Origin of the sequence: Paenibacillus nasutitermitis, assembly GCF_014641075.1 — a bacterium.
In the GTDB taxonomy this organism is placed as follows: Bacteria; Bacillota; Bacilli; order Paenibacillales; family Paenibacillaceae; genus Paenibacillus_Z; species Paenibacillus_Z nasutitermitis.
This window is the reverse complement of sequence record NZ_BMHP01000004.1, coordinates 223,296-236,987: the sequence shown is the minus strand read 5'-3', so window position 1 is coordinate 236,987 and position 13,692 is coordinate 223,296. Positions and strand designations below refer to the sequence as shown.

The following is a 13,692-nucleotide window of genomic DNA, read 5'->3' as shown; positions in this document are numbered from 1 at the left end:
TAAGCTGCAGATGCGTGGTGAGCTTTCCGATTCGGTTACTGAATTTCCAGCACGCCGTTCATGAAGTTGCCCTGCCGGTACAATTTCTGCTGCAGCGCCTGGCCGGCAACCCCCTTCAACGCATGGGGATAGCTGTTCTGCGGATCGTTCATCTGATTGCCTGTATATACGAGCGACTTTAGGCTGCCGGGATCGATCAGGATCATCCCATCGTGCTGGTTCGGCTGGTTAGTCGTGATCTGGTTGTTCGCGATCGTCATCTGGCTGCAATGCGGCAGCCGCATGGTGTAATCCGTCGATTGTTCAATGAAGGCCTGATTGCCGGAAATATCCACGTTTACTTCCCGTGCTCCGGACGCCTCCGCCCGGAGCATGATTATATTGGAGATTCGTTTCCCGTGCACGATATTATTTCTAATCTGCAGATTTCCACGGTTGCTGCGGAAGTACACATGAATCGCATATGCGTCCCCGGCCCCGATCCCGAAGTCGGAGAAGATGTTTCCTTCAATGATGTAATTGCGGTTATCTACAGGCTGCGCGGAAGCAGGATGCGGACCGATATCGATCCCGGTAATCCATGTGTACGGCGCGGGGATTCCGATCGTCTCACGGTTCATCCCGGAGATGATGTTGCCGCGAATGATGATATTCCCCGATTTGTTCCCTACCGAATAAATCCCGTACAACCGGTTCGCATGACAGATGTTCCCTTCGATCACGGCATCGTTCCCCGCGTGAAGGTCGATCCCCTTCCGGTAGTTGTAGGAAGCCCGATTGCCAAGAATCTGAATGTGGTTCGGCAGCTCACTGCTTGATCCCGCGCATCCATAACCGGTCCCCCCATCCGGAACGGAGCCGTTATAATCCAGATCACAATCCGTGATGCTGATATGATTCACATTCCCGAATACGATCCCGGCGATCCGATTATGATGCAGGTTGCACTGGTGGACTTTAAACCGTTCGGCGTATTGGGCCGAGTTGCCTGTGCTCTGCATAATCCCGCTCGCGTTGAACCCCGAAGCTTCCACATTCTCAATCAACACATCGTAGCACTGTTCGAACCGAAGACCTGCCACTCGGCCAAAATTGCTCTTCCCTACCTCCGGGAAGAAGCTTCCGGTATAAGTCAGCCGCAGATCGCGAACAGTAACGTAGCGAATTCCGCTCCGGAACACAAGCAGGCTGGCAACGGAGTGAAGGTCTCCCTCCATTTGCTCATAGGAGTAGACGATATTGGAATGTCCGCCTTGGCCGAGGATCGTCGTAGCATCGTAACGGACACTCAGGCTCCGCGTGATTCGGTAAGTTCCAATCGGGAACAACACCGTGCCCCCCTCCGGAAGCGCGTCCAGTGCAGCTTGGACGGCGACCGTATCATCCGCGACTCCGTCACCGACAGCGCCGTACTTTCGCACATTCGAGACTTCGTCCAGCTCCCAGCCTTTTTTCTTAACCTTCTTGCCCTCTATCTCGTTCTCCCCTGCGGCCATGACTCGGCGCACACTACCGGGAATCATATTATCGGCAACTACCGCGGCTCCCGTCAGTCCCAGGGAAGCCAGCATAGCTCTCCGGCTCATCAAAGGGTTCGGTAATTCGCTCATATTCATGCCTCCGATCGAAAGTTCCGTACTGATCTTGCTTAAGTGATTGCGCTTCCAATGTCAGTTCCTTATAATAATCACACAGGTTTAATACATCTGTCACACATGTTATCAGGGGGGGAAGAGTATGTCCCGTTTTCCAGAATACCAAGATGCGTTCACGTTCAACATGTTCGGCAGGAACGATCTGCCCTTCTATGTGATCATCAGCCGCTTGACGAAGAACTACCCGCTGCATTACCACAATTTCGCCGAGCTGAGCTTCGTCATCGAAGGCTCGGGCGAAGAAATCCTGAACGGCAAGCGCCATGCCCTGAAATGCGGGAGCGCCTCCCTCCTGCTCCCCAACCACATTCATGAAATCCGGATGCCGACCGGCTCGAAGCTGACCAAATATTGCTGCATGTTCGACATCGATCTACTCCTGTCCAATACGCTTGATCCCCAATTTCGCTATAAAATCCTGAAAATCGGCAGCGAGCTGCCTTCCCATTATGATGTACCTCCAGAGCACCTCGACTATTTCACGTCATTAGTTGAAGAAATGTTCAGGGAGTACCATTCCAAGCGGTTCGGCACGAAGACGATTATCCAGTCCAAGCTGTCGGAAGCGATCGTGTTCCTGCTGCGCATGACCCAGGAACACGAAGAACAGGACTCGGCATTGAACTTGGACAAGACCAGCGCCGTCATGGAAATGTTGAAGTACATTCACCTGCATTACAATGAAGAGCTGAACCTGCCCCTGCTCTCCGAACGGCTGGAGCGCAATCAGAAGTACCTAAGCAGCGCGTTCAAGCGCTACGTTGGAAAATCGTTCGTCGAATACCTGCATCATCTCCGGGTGGGTCGCGCAACGAGCATGTTGTTGACAACGAATCTGAACATCTCCGACATCGCCCTGGAGATCGGGTTCGACAATTTCCGCACTTTCTCCCGGGTGTTCAAGGAACTTCGAGGCACGACCCCGCAGGAATTCCGCCGTCATGCTCGGGACAATCCGGACACAGCCCTGTAGGAGGCTTTACAGCGCGAAAGATACCTGTATATCTCCGTCCGGTACTGGACAAATATTCCGGTACCGTATGGCCTCCGATCAATGGGTGTACATCGTCATGCCCCCCTCAGATTGCTGGTCGTAGACACGGAACCCATGAAAATGAGAGTACCGCATACAGAGAGCACCGACTTTTTGACATTTTCATTCATCCCCTCTTTTCTTCTGTTATCTTAGCTTTTCTGTTCCCGTACATCTTAAACTTAGCCGACTGAGGCTGTTCACAAGGTTCATTTTGTTTTGTTTATGTTCAATATTGTTAGGAGGAGAGCGAAAAAGGGAAAGACCTGTTTGGAATATCCGATCCGAGCTGGTCTTGGTTGCATACGGGTAAGACATCACCCCGCATAAGACAGGCGGCTTTTGCGCGAGGAGCGTAACGCATACACTTTGTTCGCCGGTAAATAGAAAGAGGACATCGGACCTTAATAGGGAAATTGTTGTGCACCACATATCACAATTTCCGATAAAGGGGATGTCCCGCTATTGTTTTCTAAACCCCAATGGAATCACAGGGCTATGAATATGAAGGTCAGGTAAGCATAATGGCTCCCTCTATCCAAGGCTGATCCAGGTATCGAAGTGTCGCTCGCCCTCCTGCAGGCGGATAATACGGGCTCCTCGTTCAAGGCTGCCATAGGTATTGTATCCGGTGACGCGACCGAAGCAAAGACGGATGCCGTGAAGCGTTCCGCAATAATCATTGTCATGATCATGCCCCGCAAAAGTCCCCGCCACATCGCCTCTCTCCGCCATAGCGGCAAACAGGCCGCTGTTGAGCTTCGGACAGCATACCTCTTCATACTTATTGCCGCTCACCTGTCCATGCTGCCACACGTCATCATATTCCGGAAGCGGAATATGAAAGAATGCCAGAGCCGGCAGGCTTCCATGCTCGTTTTGCAGCCTCAGAGACTGCTCGTTGTACCAATTTACCTGATCGGTATGAATCCATTCGTAACCGCCGATCGATTCCGGCGCCATCGCGCCAGAATCGAGAAAATAAAGGACCGCCGCTGCCGAAGAGGACTTCCCGCTCTCGATCGTCAGGATGTAGTTCCCGGTTCCGTTTATGTCCTCCGGCCCAGCTTCCGACAAACACCCGCTTTGCTCCCGGGATACTTCCATCAGCTCCTCGCGCGTCACGTTCTCTTCGGAATCATGATTCCCAAATATATGCGCCCAGGGAATTCCCGACCGGACAGCAGGGGCGATCGCCCTGCGCAGCGCAGCCGCAGGATCCTGCACGCCGAGGCTCGAGATCAAATCGCCGGTAAACACAATCAAATCCGGCTTCTCCCCGGCAATTAAACGCTCGGTCAAGGCGATCGTTTTCAAATCCTTTGCATTATTGCTGTCCCCGCCAATATGCATATCCGTCAGCTGCAAGATCTTAAAAGAGCCGTCCCCGCGAAACTTTACATTCCGGTTCATTATCATTACCTCCATCTTCTCTATGCTTCAAGTGCGTCAAGGGGTGGATCGTAAGGCGCGTTCTACTTGCCGGCCCGTATCGTCTTGCGAACCCGTTTCTCAAAATATACAAACTCCTCATAACCTGTCAGCAGTGCCAGCTCCTGCGCCTGATCCAGCAGCATGCCGATATCATCGGGAAAATGCGAATCGGAGCTTAATGTAATCGGCACACCGTGCTTGTGGAGAATGTTCAGGAACGCCGGGCTTGGACACATTTCTTTGACCGGGTAACGATAAGCCAGACCTGTATTGATTTCAGTTGCCACATCCGCTTCTTTCATGGCAGCCGCCACCTCCTCATACATGGGGAGAAGCAGTTCCTCCTCGGGACGATAATCAAACACCTTCAAATTGTCGGGATGTGCAATAATATCGAATAATCCGCTCGCAATCGCGCCCTTCACATAAGCAAACAGCTTGGCGTACAGCTTCACGAGGTCCTGGCCTTCAAATATATCCTTCGTTTGCGGATTATCGAAGCCCCAGCCATCCAGAAAATGAACCGATCCAATCACATAGTCCAGATCGTAACCGTTCAGCAGTCTTCCCAATTCATCCTCCCCGCCTGGAAAATAATCTGCTTCCACCCCAAGCGATATCGGCTGCCCTTGTGCCTGAGCCAGCCGGATCTGCTGCAGGTACGGCTCAATGGAGCCGATGCAAACTCGGTCCAGCCAATATTGCTGCAGCCGGCCCAGATCGCTATCATCCATGAGCATATGGTTCTCGTAGTAGCTGCGGAATTCGGTAAACCGGTATAGATGATCAACGATCCCGAATCGTTCGATGCCCCGTGACTTGCCCGTTTCCAAATAAGCGTGCAGCCATTCCTGGGAGAAGCATCCTTGCTCCATACGCAGCGCCAGCTTTCGCTGAAGGACCTCGATCCATTCCCGTGAATAACGTCTCGTATTTGTACCTTGCTTGCCCTCTTCCAAACGTTCAATCGCCTGGGCCGTTCGTTTCAGCCAATCCAGCGAATACGGGCCTTCTTCCAAATGAAAGTGAAAATCAATATGCATATCCGCTTGTCCCTCCCATCTTTTTAAGATATATGATCTAAACAATAATAACGATCAAGAGGTTCGTCAAGCTTTATCATCCTGGATTACGGCTTGTGCAAGAAGAAACGGCTGTGCCGTCCTCTGGAGGCAAAGTTAGTTTCTTCCCTTAGAAATTATAGAAATGGATAAGAGTGAGCGATATACATTCTATATGGTGAATAAAAAAAGCAAATCCCCCTTGATAGAGGAATTTGCTTATCGGTTGGTTACAGCTTGAAGCGATGGGCCAGTGCCTGCATCTCCTTGGACATATCGCTCAACGTTTCGGCAGAAGCGCCGAGCTCCTCCATCGAAGCCAGTTGTTCCTCGGCGGAAGCAGAGATGCTCTGCGCCAAATCATTGCTTTTCTCGGATAAACGGTCAATTTCTTGAAGCGAAGCGGCAATTTCCTGCGAGCTGGCGGACATCTGCTGCGCAGCCGCAGAGGATTCCTGGACCTGGTCCACCACGCTTCGCGTCGCATCCAGAATCCGGGTTAATGCTTCGCTTGTTAACTGGATGGACCTCGTGCCTTCCCGCACCTCGTGCTCGCCTTTCTCCATGGCGGCACCGGCATGGCCGATGTCCGCCTGAATAGTCTGGATCAATTCGGCAACCTGCTCCGCCGACTCTCTGGAACGCTCAGCCAGCTTCTTCACTTCGCCTGCCACGACAGCAAACCCTTTGCCATGCTCGCCTGCCCGCGCCGCTTCGATCGAAGCGTTCAGCGAGAGCAGATTAGTCTGCGTTGACAAGTCTGTGATGACCTCGACAATCTCACCGATCTGCTGGGAGCGCTCCCCTAGCTTGGTCACCATGGCAGCCAGTTCATCGACTGTTATGTTCACCGAGGCCATTTGCTCCGAGCTTTGCGCAAGCAACAGGCTGCCCTGCCGGGCTTCCTCGAGCGTCATTGCCGAAGATTCGAAGGCCGCTGCGGATGTCGCGGCCACGCGCTGAATGCCTGTCGCCATCTCCTCCATCGCTTTGGAGCTTTCCCTGATGCTGCGGGCCTGCACTTCGCTGCTTGATGCGCTCTCCTGCACCGACTCGGCGATATGATCGGTCGCCTGTGTCGTCTGCTCAATCGCCCCGCTTAATTCGCGGGCAGATACAGCCAGCGAGTCTGATCCCTTCAGCAATCCGGAAGCCAGGTTTCGGAGACTGCCGTACATCTCCTGAAAGGAAGCGGCAAGATCGCCCAGCTCGTCTTTATTGCCCACGTGCAGATCGGCTGTCCGCAGATCGCCCGTAGAGAACAGTTTGGCTTGACCGGCCAGCTTGCGGACCGGCATGGAGATATGGCGGGCAAAAAGCGTCATGAGAACAGAACCCGCCACCCAGCAGCAGATCAGCGTAATAATAATGGTATCGCGAATATTCTTCTGTCCTGTATTATAATCCTGCATATAGGATCCCGCCGCTATAATCCAGCCCCAATTGGGACTGGCTTCGGCATAAACGATTTTCTCCGCTTCTTTGGTCGAACCCGGCAGCGGCCAGTCATAGAAGGTAAAACCACCGCCGCTCAACCCCTTTTCAATAACATCCTTGATGTAGAAAAATCCGTCGCTTGTCTGTTTCTCAGCGATGTTCTGCCCTTCCATCTGAGGATGCGCCAGCAAATCCCCCGTCTTATCAAGCACGTAGAAATAACCGCTTTCCCCCAAATCGAGATAGGAATTGATTTCCCGTTTATCGCCTTGCTTGGGTCCAAGCAGCAGCTGCTTCATATGCTCCTGCGCTTCATCGTTCGTTATTGTGCCCTCCTTCACTTGCTGCTCAAGCGATGCGGTCATCTCAATAGCCATTCGGACACTGTTAGTCAAATTTTTTCGGATCAGCCTGTCGGTTTCCTTATACGTGACCTGGTAGCTGATAATTCCGAGCGTCAGAACAGGCGTCATCAGAAGCAGCAGAGAAACAAGGAGCAGCTTGAAACGAATCGTTACTTTCTTTTTTTTCTTGGTTGGAACCATGACCATGATGGATTACTCCCCTTTATGAGAGATAAATAGATCGTATGTCCTATATCTTACTATTTATATCGACCATTTTCGCTAATTTTTTCCTTCAAGTTCGCACTTTTTTATGAATATTCCAATTCGCACCAAAAAACGAACCGGCAAACGCCATACCAGCCGCGTTTTCCGATTCGTTTGGTTTCGGGGATCACTATTCCAGGCTGTTTCCATTCCTTTACCCACCTCTTTCCCTGTTAATGAGTCCTTCCCCGATGGATTCATTAACAAAACACGGCAAGCCCGGCAACCATTGCGGCGCCGGGCTTTAGTTTCAACTATGCAAGAACAAGCGCCCTAGATAACCTCGGGACGAGGGGACTCGAATTCCACTTTATCCGAGCCTGAGGCAGAGAGCGGGATGCTCAGCATGCGCATGACATCCATCGAGCGCAGCATCGGATGCAGCGGAGAGAGCTCAACGCCGTCCTTTTTCAGCCAATTGTCGATGTCCTCCTCCTCGAGAATAGCGGGCATCAGCTCCTGAAAAGGAGAAACAAGTCCATTGGCCCTTGTCATAAGGAGCGTGCAGGTGCGCATCTCTCCTCCCGACGCCGAACGGAACACATCGTAAAGGCCCGCAATCCCGAACGTCCCGCTGCGCATCGTGATTTTAACCCGCTCCGTTTCTTTGCCTTCTGTCCGGCTCAGGTAGAAGCCATTGCATGGAATCACACAACGCTGTTTCTTCACGACCCGGTCAAAGATAGGTTTCCACAGCATCGTCCGGCTGTCCATCCATAAGGAATCCTTCGCCCAGAAAGGCATCAGCCCCCATCGGCATTCATCCAGTACCCTTTTTTCTTTATGCTCGAAAATAGCGGACAACGATTCCGTCGGTTTGATTTCACGGCGGTTTGCCGTATGAAACAACACGTGTTCGATTTGAAAGCGATCCGTCAATTCAGGCGCTTCCGCCATAATAGAAATGGACTGGCACACGCAAATCACCTACCTCTTCATGTTTGAAAAATAGTATTTGCCTGTTTCGCCCATTCCATGTACGAGAATAAAAATTTGCATGTTCGCTTCAACTTCACCTTATTCTTCATTATTCCAAAGGTCCGTCGATATAATAGGTACAACTATCGCAAATCACGTGCAATTTCAGCGGGGGGAGGGAAGCTTGATGATTGCGTTCGGCAACAGAAGGGGATCTGCGTTTCTGAGCCTGCTGGGTTTAAGCCTGATGCTGTTTATATGGCGGTCCGACATGGTCCGGGCAGCTGACGCTACCGCTGCCAAGCCTGGCGATTTTCAGAAGAAGCTTGAAGCGGCCCTGAAGAACAAACCTGCCTCCTGTACGATTGTATACACAGGCGGAACACTGGCCATGAATGTGCTGGAGAACATGCTGAAGGACATTTATAAGAATGACGATTATCTTCATTACAGTACCAGGGAGTACCGGATCGCCACATCCACCGACGGCAAGCGGACAACCGTCAAATATACTTTCACTTATTGGGAAACGCAAGCCCAGTCCAAGCAGGTGAGCTCGAAAGTCGACGAGGTTCTCGGGAAGATCATCACCCGCGGCATGAATGACTATCAGAAGGAAAAGGCGGTCCACGACTGGATCGAAATCAATCTGGCTTATGACACGTCGCTGAAGGAGCATTCTGCCTACGCCGGCCTTTTTGACCGCAAAAAGACGGTGTGCCAGGGTTATGCGCTGCTCGCTTACAAAATGTTATCCCGGGCCGGGCTGGAGAACCGGATCATCGAGGGAACCGCCGGGGGCCGGCTGCATACCTGGAATCTCGTCAAGCTGGAAGGCAAGTGGTACCATCTGGACACGACCTGGGACGATCCCGTTCCCGATGTGGCGGGAAAAGCAGCCTATGATTATTTCAATCTGACTGATGACCAGATCCGCTCCACCCATACATGGAAAAAGTCGCCATCCTATTCGGAAGCCACCGTGCCGTTCGATACCACGCTGATGTTGAAGGAAAAATCCGATCCCGGCAATGCCGGATTTTATCAAAACCTGAAAAAAGCGCTGGGGCTCCACTATCTGGAAGCCGCGCATACGGCAGGCGATGCAGTGGGCCTGACGCGACTTATCGAGCGTGCGGTCAAAATACGCCAACCCTCCTTCACCATCCGCTACACGGCCAAAAGCACCCTCGCAGCGGATCTCAAGAAGGCAGCCAGCGGCTTCTCCACGTTGTCGGCATACAGCTACCAGTATTCCAGCTTTGCACGCAGCCCTTCCAAAACCGATGTCCTGGTTACGATCACCCTGACATTCCGGAAATGACAAGGCGGCTTGATCATAAAAAAAACCGGCTGGATCTGCTCCAGCCGGCCTGCATTTATGTAGCTTGACCGTATCTTCACAGCTTCATCGCATGCACCAGCGTCCAATCCAGCAAAGCCACTGCCAGGAAACCAACAGCAAGCTGCTTCTGCCCTGCTGCATACAAGGCCGCTGCGGCAAGCGTAAAAACAATCAGCTGAAGCAACGCACGAAGCGGCAAAGAGACCGGAATGGACGCTTTAGGCGCAATGAAGGTTCCCCAGATGATGGCAACCACAAGTGGTGTGCCGATGCCCAAGAGGATTTTCATCAGCATCCCTTTGTCCATATGGAACCCCCAGTAACCAAAAGCCGCCAGTGAGCCCAGTTCCACTAGAAACAGTACAAGCAGCAAAACAGATTGAATCATAATCATCAGCATTTCCTTCTTTCTTCCGCACGCAGTTGTAACCAATGGTTATAATATAACCGATGGTTACAAAACAGTCAACAACATTCATTCAGCAGCCATTTGCCATAAGCCAACCCAAGAAGAAACGGCTGACGCTTGCTGGCGCCATACGTTTCTTCCCACAGGAATATCAGAAAAGAATAAGCCAACATTTTATACGTTCTGATATTTTTAAAAAACTGGGCGCCGATTTGGGGCTGGGCTGCTGCTGCCCCTCGGTCTGCAGACCGAGAAAAAATCATCCTGAAGCATACTTTCAAACCTTCATAGATATGGTAAGATTTAAATAATCATGAGACGAACGGAGGAGATAAGTTATGAATAAAAAAGCACCGCTTGGCATATTGCTGATTATGGTCGGGATATTCTTGTTCACAAGCCGGGATAATGTGATGGGACCCGGTAAGGTGATTACGATTTTCTGGCCAAGTTTATTCGTCATCCCGCTTGGCCTGCTGTTTCACTGGATGTACTTTTATGCCACGGAGCGCCGCGGCATCGGATTATTGATCCCCGGAGGCATTTTGTTCGGCGCCGGCATCGTCTGCCAGATCTCGATGCTGTTCGATGCCTGGGCTTATATGTGGCCGGGATTTCCGCTCGCGGTGGCATTCGGCCTGTTCGAATTCTACTGGTTCGGCAAACGCAACCGTTGGATGCTTGTCCCGATCTTTATACTCGGCAGCGCCTCCATCATTTTCTTCATCGCGTTTACGCTCGGAACGATCTTCAGCTTTCATTTTATCGGACAGACCACTGCGGCGATCGCGCTTGTCATCGGCGGCCTGCTGCTCATGCTCAAACGAAAATCCGACGATCAATCCTCCTATTGAGCTGCGGATACACCAGACTCCCGTTTCCCGCAAAAAGGGACTGTATGCGTAAAGTCATTCCCATGACTTTACGCATACAGTCCCTTCATTTGTATAACACACCCTCAATCATTCAACTCCGCAATCGCTTCGGCCTTCTCGCTGCTGGCCACCACAATCAATACGGCGATCAGGCAGCCAATAATAAGTGACATCCCCATAGGACCTCTCCTCTACACATTGGATGCTCTATCCTATGTAAGCGAGTCTAGTTATATGAGTAGTTTCACCATTCATAGCTTAAATATACGTGAGGCGCTACCAGCGTTTGCCCGATTTGCCTTTGAGATCAAAATCGTCCAGACTTCCGAGCCGCTCATAGGTATCCTTGTAGATCCGGATCAGGCTCTGCACCTTGTTGAATTCGGTATCCTCCGGCCCATAGCCGTCCATATACATCCGCTGAATAATATCCTGATAAAAAGCCAGACGCTCCTGCACCAATTCCTTCTCCAGCTCCAGTATATCCTCAAAGCTGTGCTCCTCGATAAAATCGGTTTTCTCATCGCGGGCCTGCCGGCTGGATGAGGGACGATTATCCTCGGCGCTATCCGGTCTGAGATCAATGGATGTCCGCAGCGAGGACAACGTAATATTCTCCCTGGCCAACAGAACGTGAAAATCCTTGTTTTTCAGCAGTTCAGTGACTACAATAGCGCACATTTCCTTATTTTGCAGCAGTATACCGTCAAACGGGTGCAGCGTCCATTCCTCGTCACGCACAAATAACGTAAAAATAAATACCGTGCTCCCATATTGATAATGAATATTTATCATGGAATCGTCAATCAACTCAAAAGAAAAATCCAGCACCGGACTTCTCCCCCTTTATTTGCGTGGTAACCCGTTCACTTATTCTACCAAAATGATCCACACAAATACAGCAGAATCCCCGCCTTAATGACCTTCCATCCGCCAACGTGCACAAGCCGGAATGCTGCCTTCTGGCGCAGTTCCGGCTTGTCCGTTCGCCTTTCATGGAAGCAAGTCCTATTCAAGGAAGCTGCTGACATCCTTGGATACGGCAATTTCCCGATTGCCCTGGGAAGTTTCCCCCTGGTTCAAGCCCAGACGGTCGCTAAGCTGGCCGTTAATGGTGGTCATACGGTTTGTATAATCGTTGCAGCTGTCAATAATGCGGCGGTTGGATTGCTCCGAAGCATCAATAGCAGCCATCAGATCGCCAATCGCCTGATTGACCGATTCCATCGACATCGCGGGCTTGGACAACAGCTCGGTTGTTTTCTCCGTCGTGGTCCGCAGCAGCCTTGCATTATCCTTGAACTGCTCCTCAATCGTCCGGTTGGTTGCGTCCACTGCCGCAATCACCTTCTCCTGGTCGCTCAGGGCCAGTGCAATCATGGCCGACACCGTAATCAGATTGACGGTTTTGTCAATGGCGTTGCTGACGGAATCGATCAGCTTGTCATTATTGTCATTAATAATATCCGTGGCGGCAATCGCCTGGTTATAGAGCATAATCATCTCGGTCATCGATTGAATGCGGGTCACCACTTTGCGCAGGCCGCGCTCCAACTGAGGCTTGCGCGATTCGCGGGCGGGATTTGCGATTTCTGCTTCAAACAAATGCTTCAGCTTATTGCCGAAAGCGATCTTGGTCTGCAGATTGTAGATTTCCGCGATCGCGGATTTCTTCAGCTGCCGCATATTGATAATATTTTCTTCCAGCGAATCCTTCCCGTCGCGCAGGCCGGCGACGATGACATCGACATTGGTGCGGACACTCTGGTATTTGTAAACATAATTTTTGAGCGGACTTTTGCGCAGTATCTTGCCGAAGAAGCTGACGTTCTTGCTCTGCTGCAGGCTTTCGCATTCGCTGCGCAGCTTCAGGATCATATTGGACACTTCGGCGCGATCGCCGGACATCAGGTCATTGACCGGACGGTCCAGCATTTTCAGCGTCTGGCCGGCTTTCTCCTGCGTCTTGGCTCCCAGCTTGCCAATCTCGTCCATAAGGGAGTCGAGCTCCATGGTGTCCGTATGCGCAACCTTCTGAATGAGCATTGACGCTTCCTCCGACACCTTCTGCTGGTCTTCTTTTTTGAGTTCAACAAGTTGAGCTGCCATCTGGCCATCTCCTCCACTTATAATTCGGAACTGCTGTACCGTTTATGAATAAGGTCCGCTTTAGCCTGAAGTTCAAGCAAATCCTTGTGTTCGACCGTAGACACAATATCCGATATCTTCGTATCCACATCCTTAATGCCGTTAAGCAGCATTCGGCGGTTGCGTGTCTTCGCTTCTCCGCTCAAACGGAGAAAAGGATTCAAAATACCGTTCAGATCCTTAAGAATCAACCGCCTTACAGTGTGATTCACGTTGCTGTCCCGGAGCTCCTGCAGGAGAGGAATAACCCGCTGCAGCCTGGCGAACAGAGCCAGCGATTTCTGCACGATTTCATCATCGAGCGTGTTCTTCTGCCCTTCGGATATAACCATATCCTCCAGAACTTCCAGGTATTCAAGAACGGGGGCAAATTCAGGACTGATCTCCCGCCTTTGGCCTCCCTGTGACGAAGAATGTTCGGGAAGAGGCGGGCCGCCCGGCTGTGAGGCCGAAGAAGCTTCATTGCCCGCTCCAAGGTTCCCGCCGGATGAACGGGAAGTGGCTGGCAGAAATTCCGGAGTAATAGCCGGTACCGGATTCCGCTTCTTTCCAGAGGGGATCAAGCTGCCGATTATCGCGGCTATAACAGGAATGAGCAGCGAGAAGAGCTCCGGCAGGAGAGGACTGGTTACAACAGCTGCGACGTAACCGATTGCTGCAGCAATAAGCATATTGGATTTGACAGGCATGAGCCTGCACCCCCTTTATTTAAGGACTGGCTTACCTATATTGTAGGAACTCGCAGGAACCCTGTCAACAAAGCAGA

Annotated in this window: 12 protein-coding genes; 3 read left to right on the top strand and 9 right to left on the bottom strand. The window is 51.5% G+C overall.

All coding sequences use genetic code 11. From position 1 onward, the window contains the following. Window positions 1-35 precede the first annotated feature (35 nt). On the bottom strand, window positions 36-1,610 hold the full coding sequence (locus tag IEY46_RS25725; RefSeq protein ID WP_188996591.1) for a right-handed parallel beta-helix repeat-containing protein: 1,575 nt from the start codon (window positions 1,608-1,610) through the stop codon (window positions 36-38). A 127-nt stretch (window positions 1,611-1,737) separates the two neighbouring features. Between IEY46_RS25725 and IEY46_RS25720 the strand changes: the two genes are divergently transcribed. Beyond that, a complete protein-coding gene (locus IEY46_RS25720; protein WP_188996589.1) occupies window positions 1,738-2,628 on the top strand; it encodes an AraC family transcriptional regulator in 891 nt (296 codons plus the stop codon). 594 nt (window positions 2,629-3,222) lie between these two features. Here the strand turns inward: IEY46_RS25720 and IEY46_RS25715 are convergent. The 4 genes from IEY46_RS25715 to IEY46_RS25700 form a co-directional block, all read right to left on the bottom strand. Next, on the bottom strand, window positions 3,223-4,101 hold the full coding sequence (locus IEY46_RS25715) for a metallophosphoesterase family protein (RefSeq protein ID WP_188996587.1): 879 nt from the start codon (window positions 4,099-4,101) through the stop codon (window positions 3,223-3,225). 62 nt (window positions 4,102-4,163) lie between these two features. Then, complete coding sequence (locus IEY46_RS25710) at window positions 4,164-5,165, bottom strand: PHP domain-containing protein (protein ID WP_188996585.1); 1,002 nt, start codon at window positions 5,163-5,165, stop codon at window positions 4,164-4,166. 248 nt (window positions 5,166-5,413) lie between these two features. Continuing rightward, window positions 5,414-7,171 carry a methyl-accepting chemotaxis protein gene (locus IEY46_RS25705; protein ID WP_188996582.1) on the bottom strand — a complete coding sequence of 586 codons (1,758 nt, stop codon included), beginning with the start codon at window positions 7,169-7,171 and terminating at the stop codon, window positions 5,414-5,416. Window positions 7,172-7,504: 333 nt separating this feature from the next. Further along, window positions 7,505-8,149 (bottom strand): SOS response-associated peptidase, encoded by a 645-nt coding sequence (locus tag IEY46_RS25700; protein WP_229750546.1) that lies wholly within the window; start codon window positions 8,147-8,149, stop codon window positions 7,505-7,507. A 187-nt stretch (window positions 8,150-8,336) separates the two neighbouring features. Between IEY46_RS25700 and IEY46_RS25695 the strand changes: the two genes are divergently transcribed. After that, window positions 8,337-9,473 (top strand): transglutaminase domain-containing protein, encoded by a 1,137-nt coding sequence (locus tag IEY46_RS25695; RefSeq protein ID WP_188996578.1) that lies wholly within the window; start codon window positions 8,337-8,339, stop codon window positions 9,471-9,473. Window positions 9,474-9,549: 76 nt separating this feature from the next. Here IEY46_RS25695 and IEY46_RS25690 read toward each other — a convergent pair whose 3' ends face one another. Next, window positions 9,550-9,888 carry a YrdB family protein gene (locus tag IEY46_RS25690; protein ID WP_229750545.1) on the bottom strand — a complete coding sequence of 113 codons (339 nt, stop codon included), beginning with the start codon at window positions 9,886-9,888 and terminating at the stop codon, window positions 9,550-9,552. A gap of 353 nt (window positions 9,889-10,241) precedes the next feature. Here IEY46_RS25690 and IEY46_RS25680 point away from each other — a divergent pair, with 353 nt between their 5' ends. Then, a complete protein-coding gene (locus IEY46_RS25680) occupies window positions 10,242-10,757 on the top strand; it encodes a hypothetical protein (protein ID WP_188996572.1) in 516 nt (171 codons plus the stop codon). A gap of 297 nt (window positions 10,758-11,054) precedes the next feature. Here the strand turns inward: IEY46_RS25680 and IEY46_RS25675 are convergent, their stop codons facing one another. The 3 genes from IEY46_RS25675 to IEY46_RS25665 form a co-directional block, all read right to left on the bottom strand. Next, entirely contained in the window at window positions 11,055-11,609 is a 555-nt protein-coding gene (locus tag IEY46_RS25675; protein ID WP_188996571.1) for a hypothetical protein, read from the bottom strand. Window positions 11,610-11,786: 177 nt separating this feature from the next. Then, window positions 11,787-12,887: a toxic anion resistance protein gene (locus IEY46_RS25670; RefSeq protein WP_188996568.1), complete on the bottom strand. Its 1,101-nt coding sequence runs from the start codon at window positions 12,885-12,887 to the stop codon at window positions 11,787-11,789. Window positions 12,888-12,904: 17 nt separating this feature from the next. Then, the gene (locus tag IEY46_RS25665) at window positions 12,905-13,615 is read right to left on the bottom strand and encodes a hypothetical protein (RefSeq protein WP_188996566.1); all 711 of its coding nucleotides are present in this window, start codon (window positions 13,613-13,615) and stop codon (window positions 12,905-12,907) included. Window positions 13,616-13,692 lie beyond the last annotated feature (77 nt).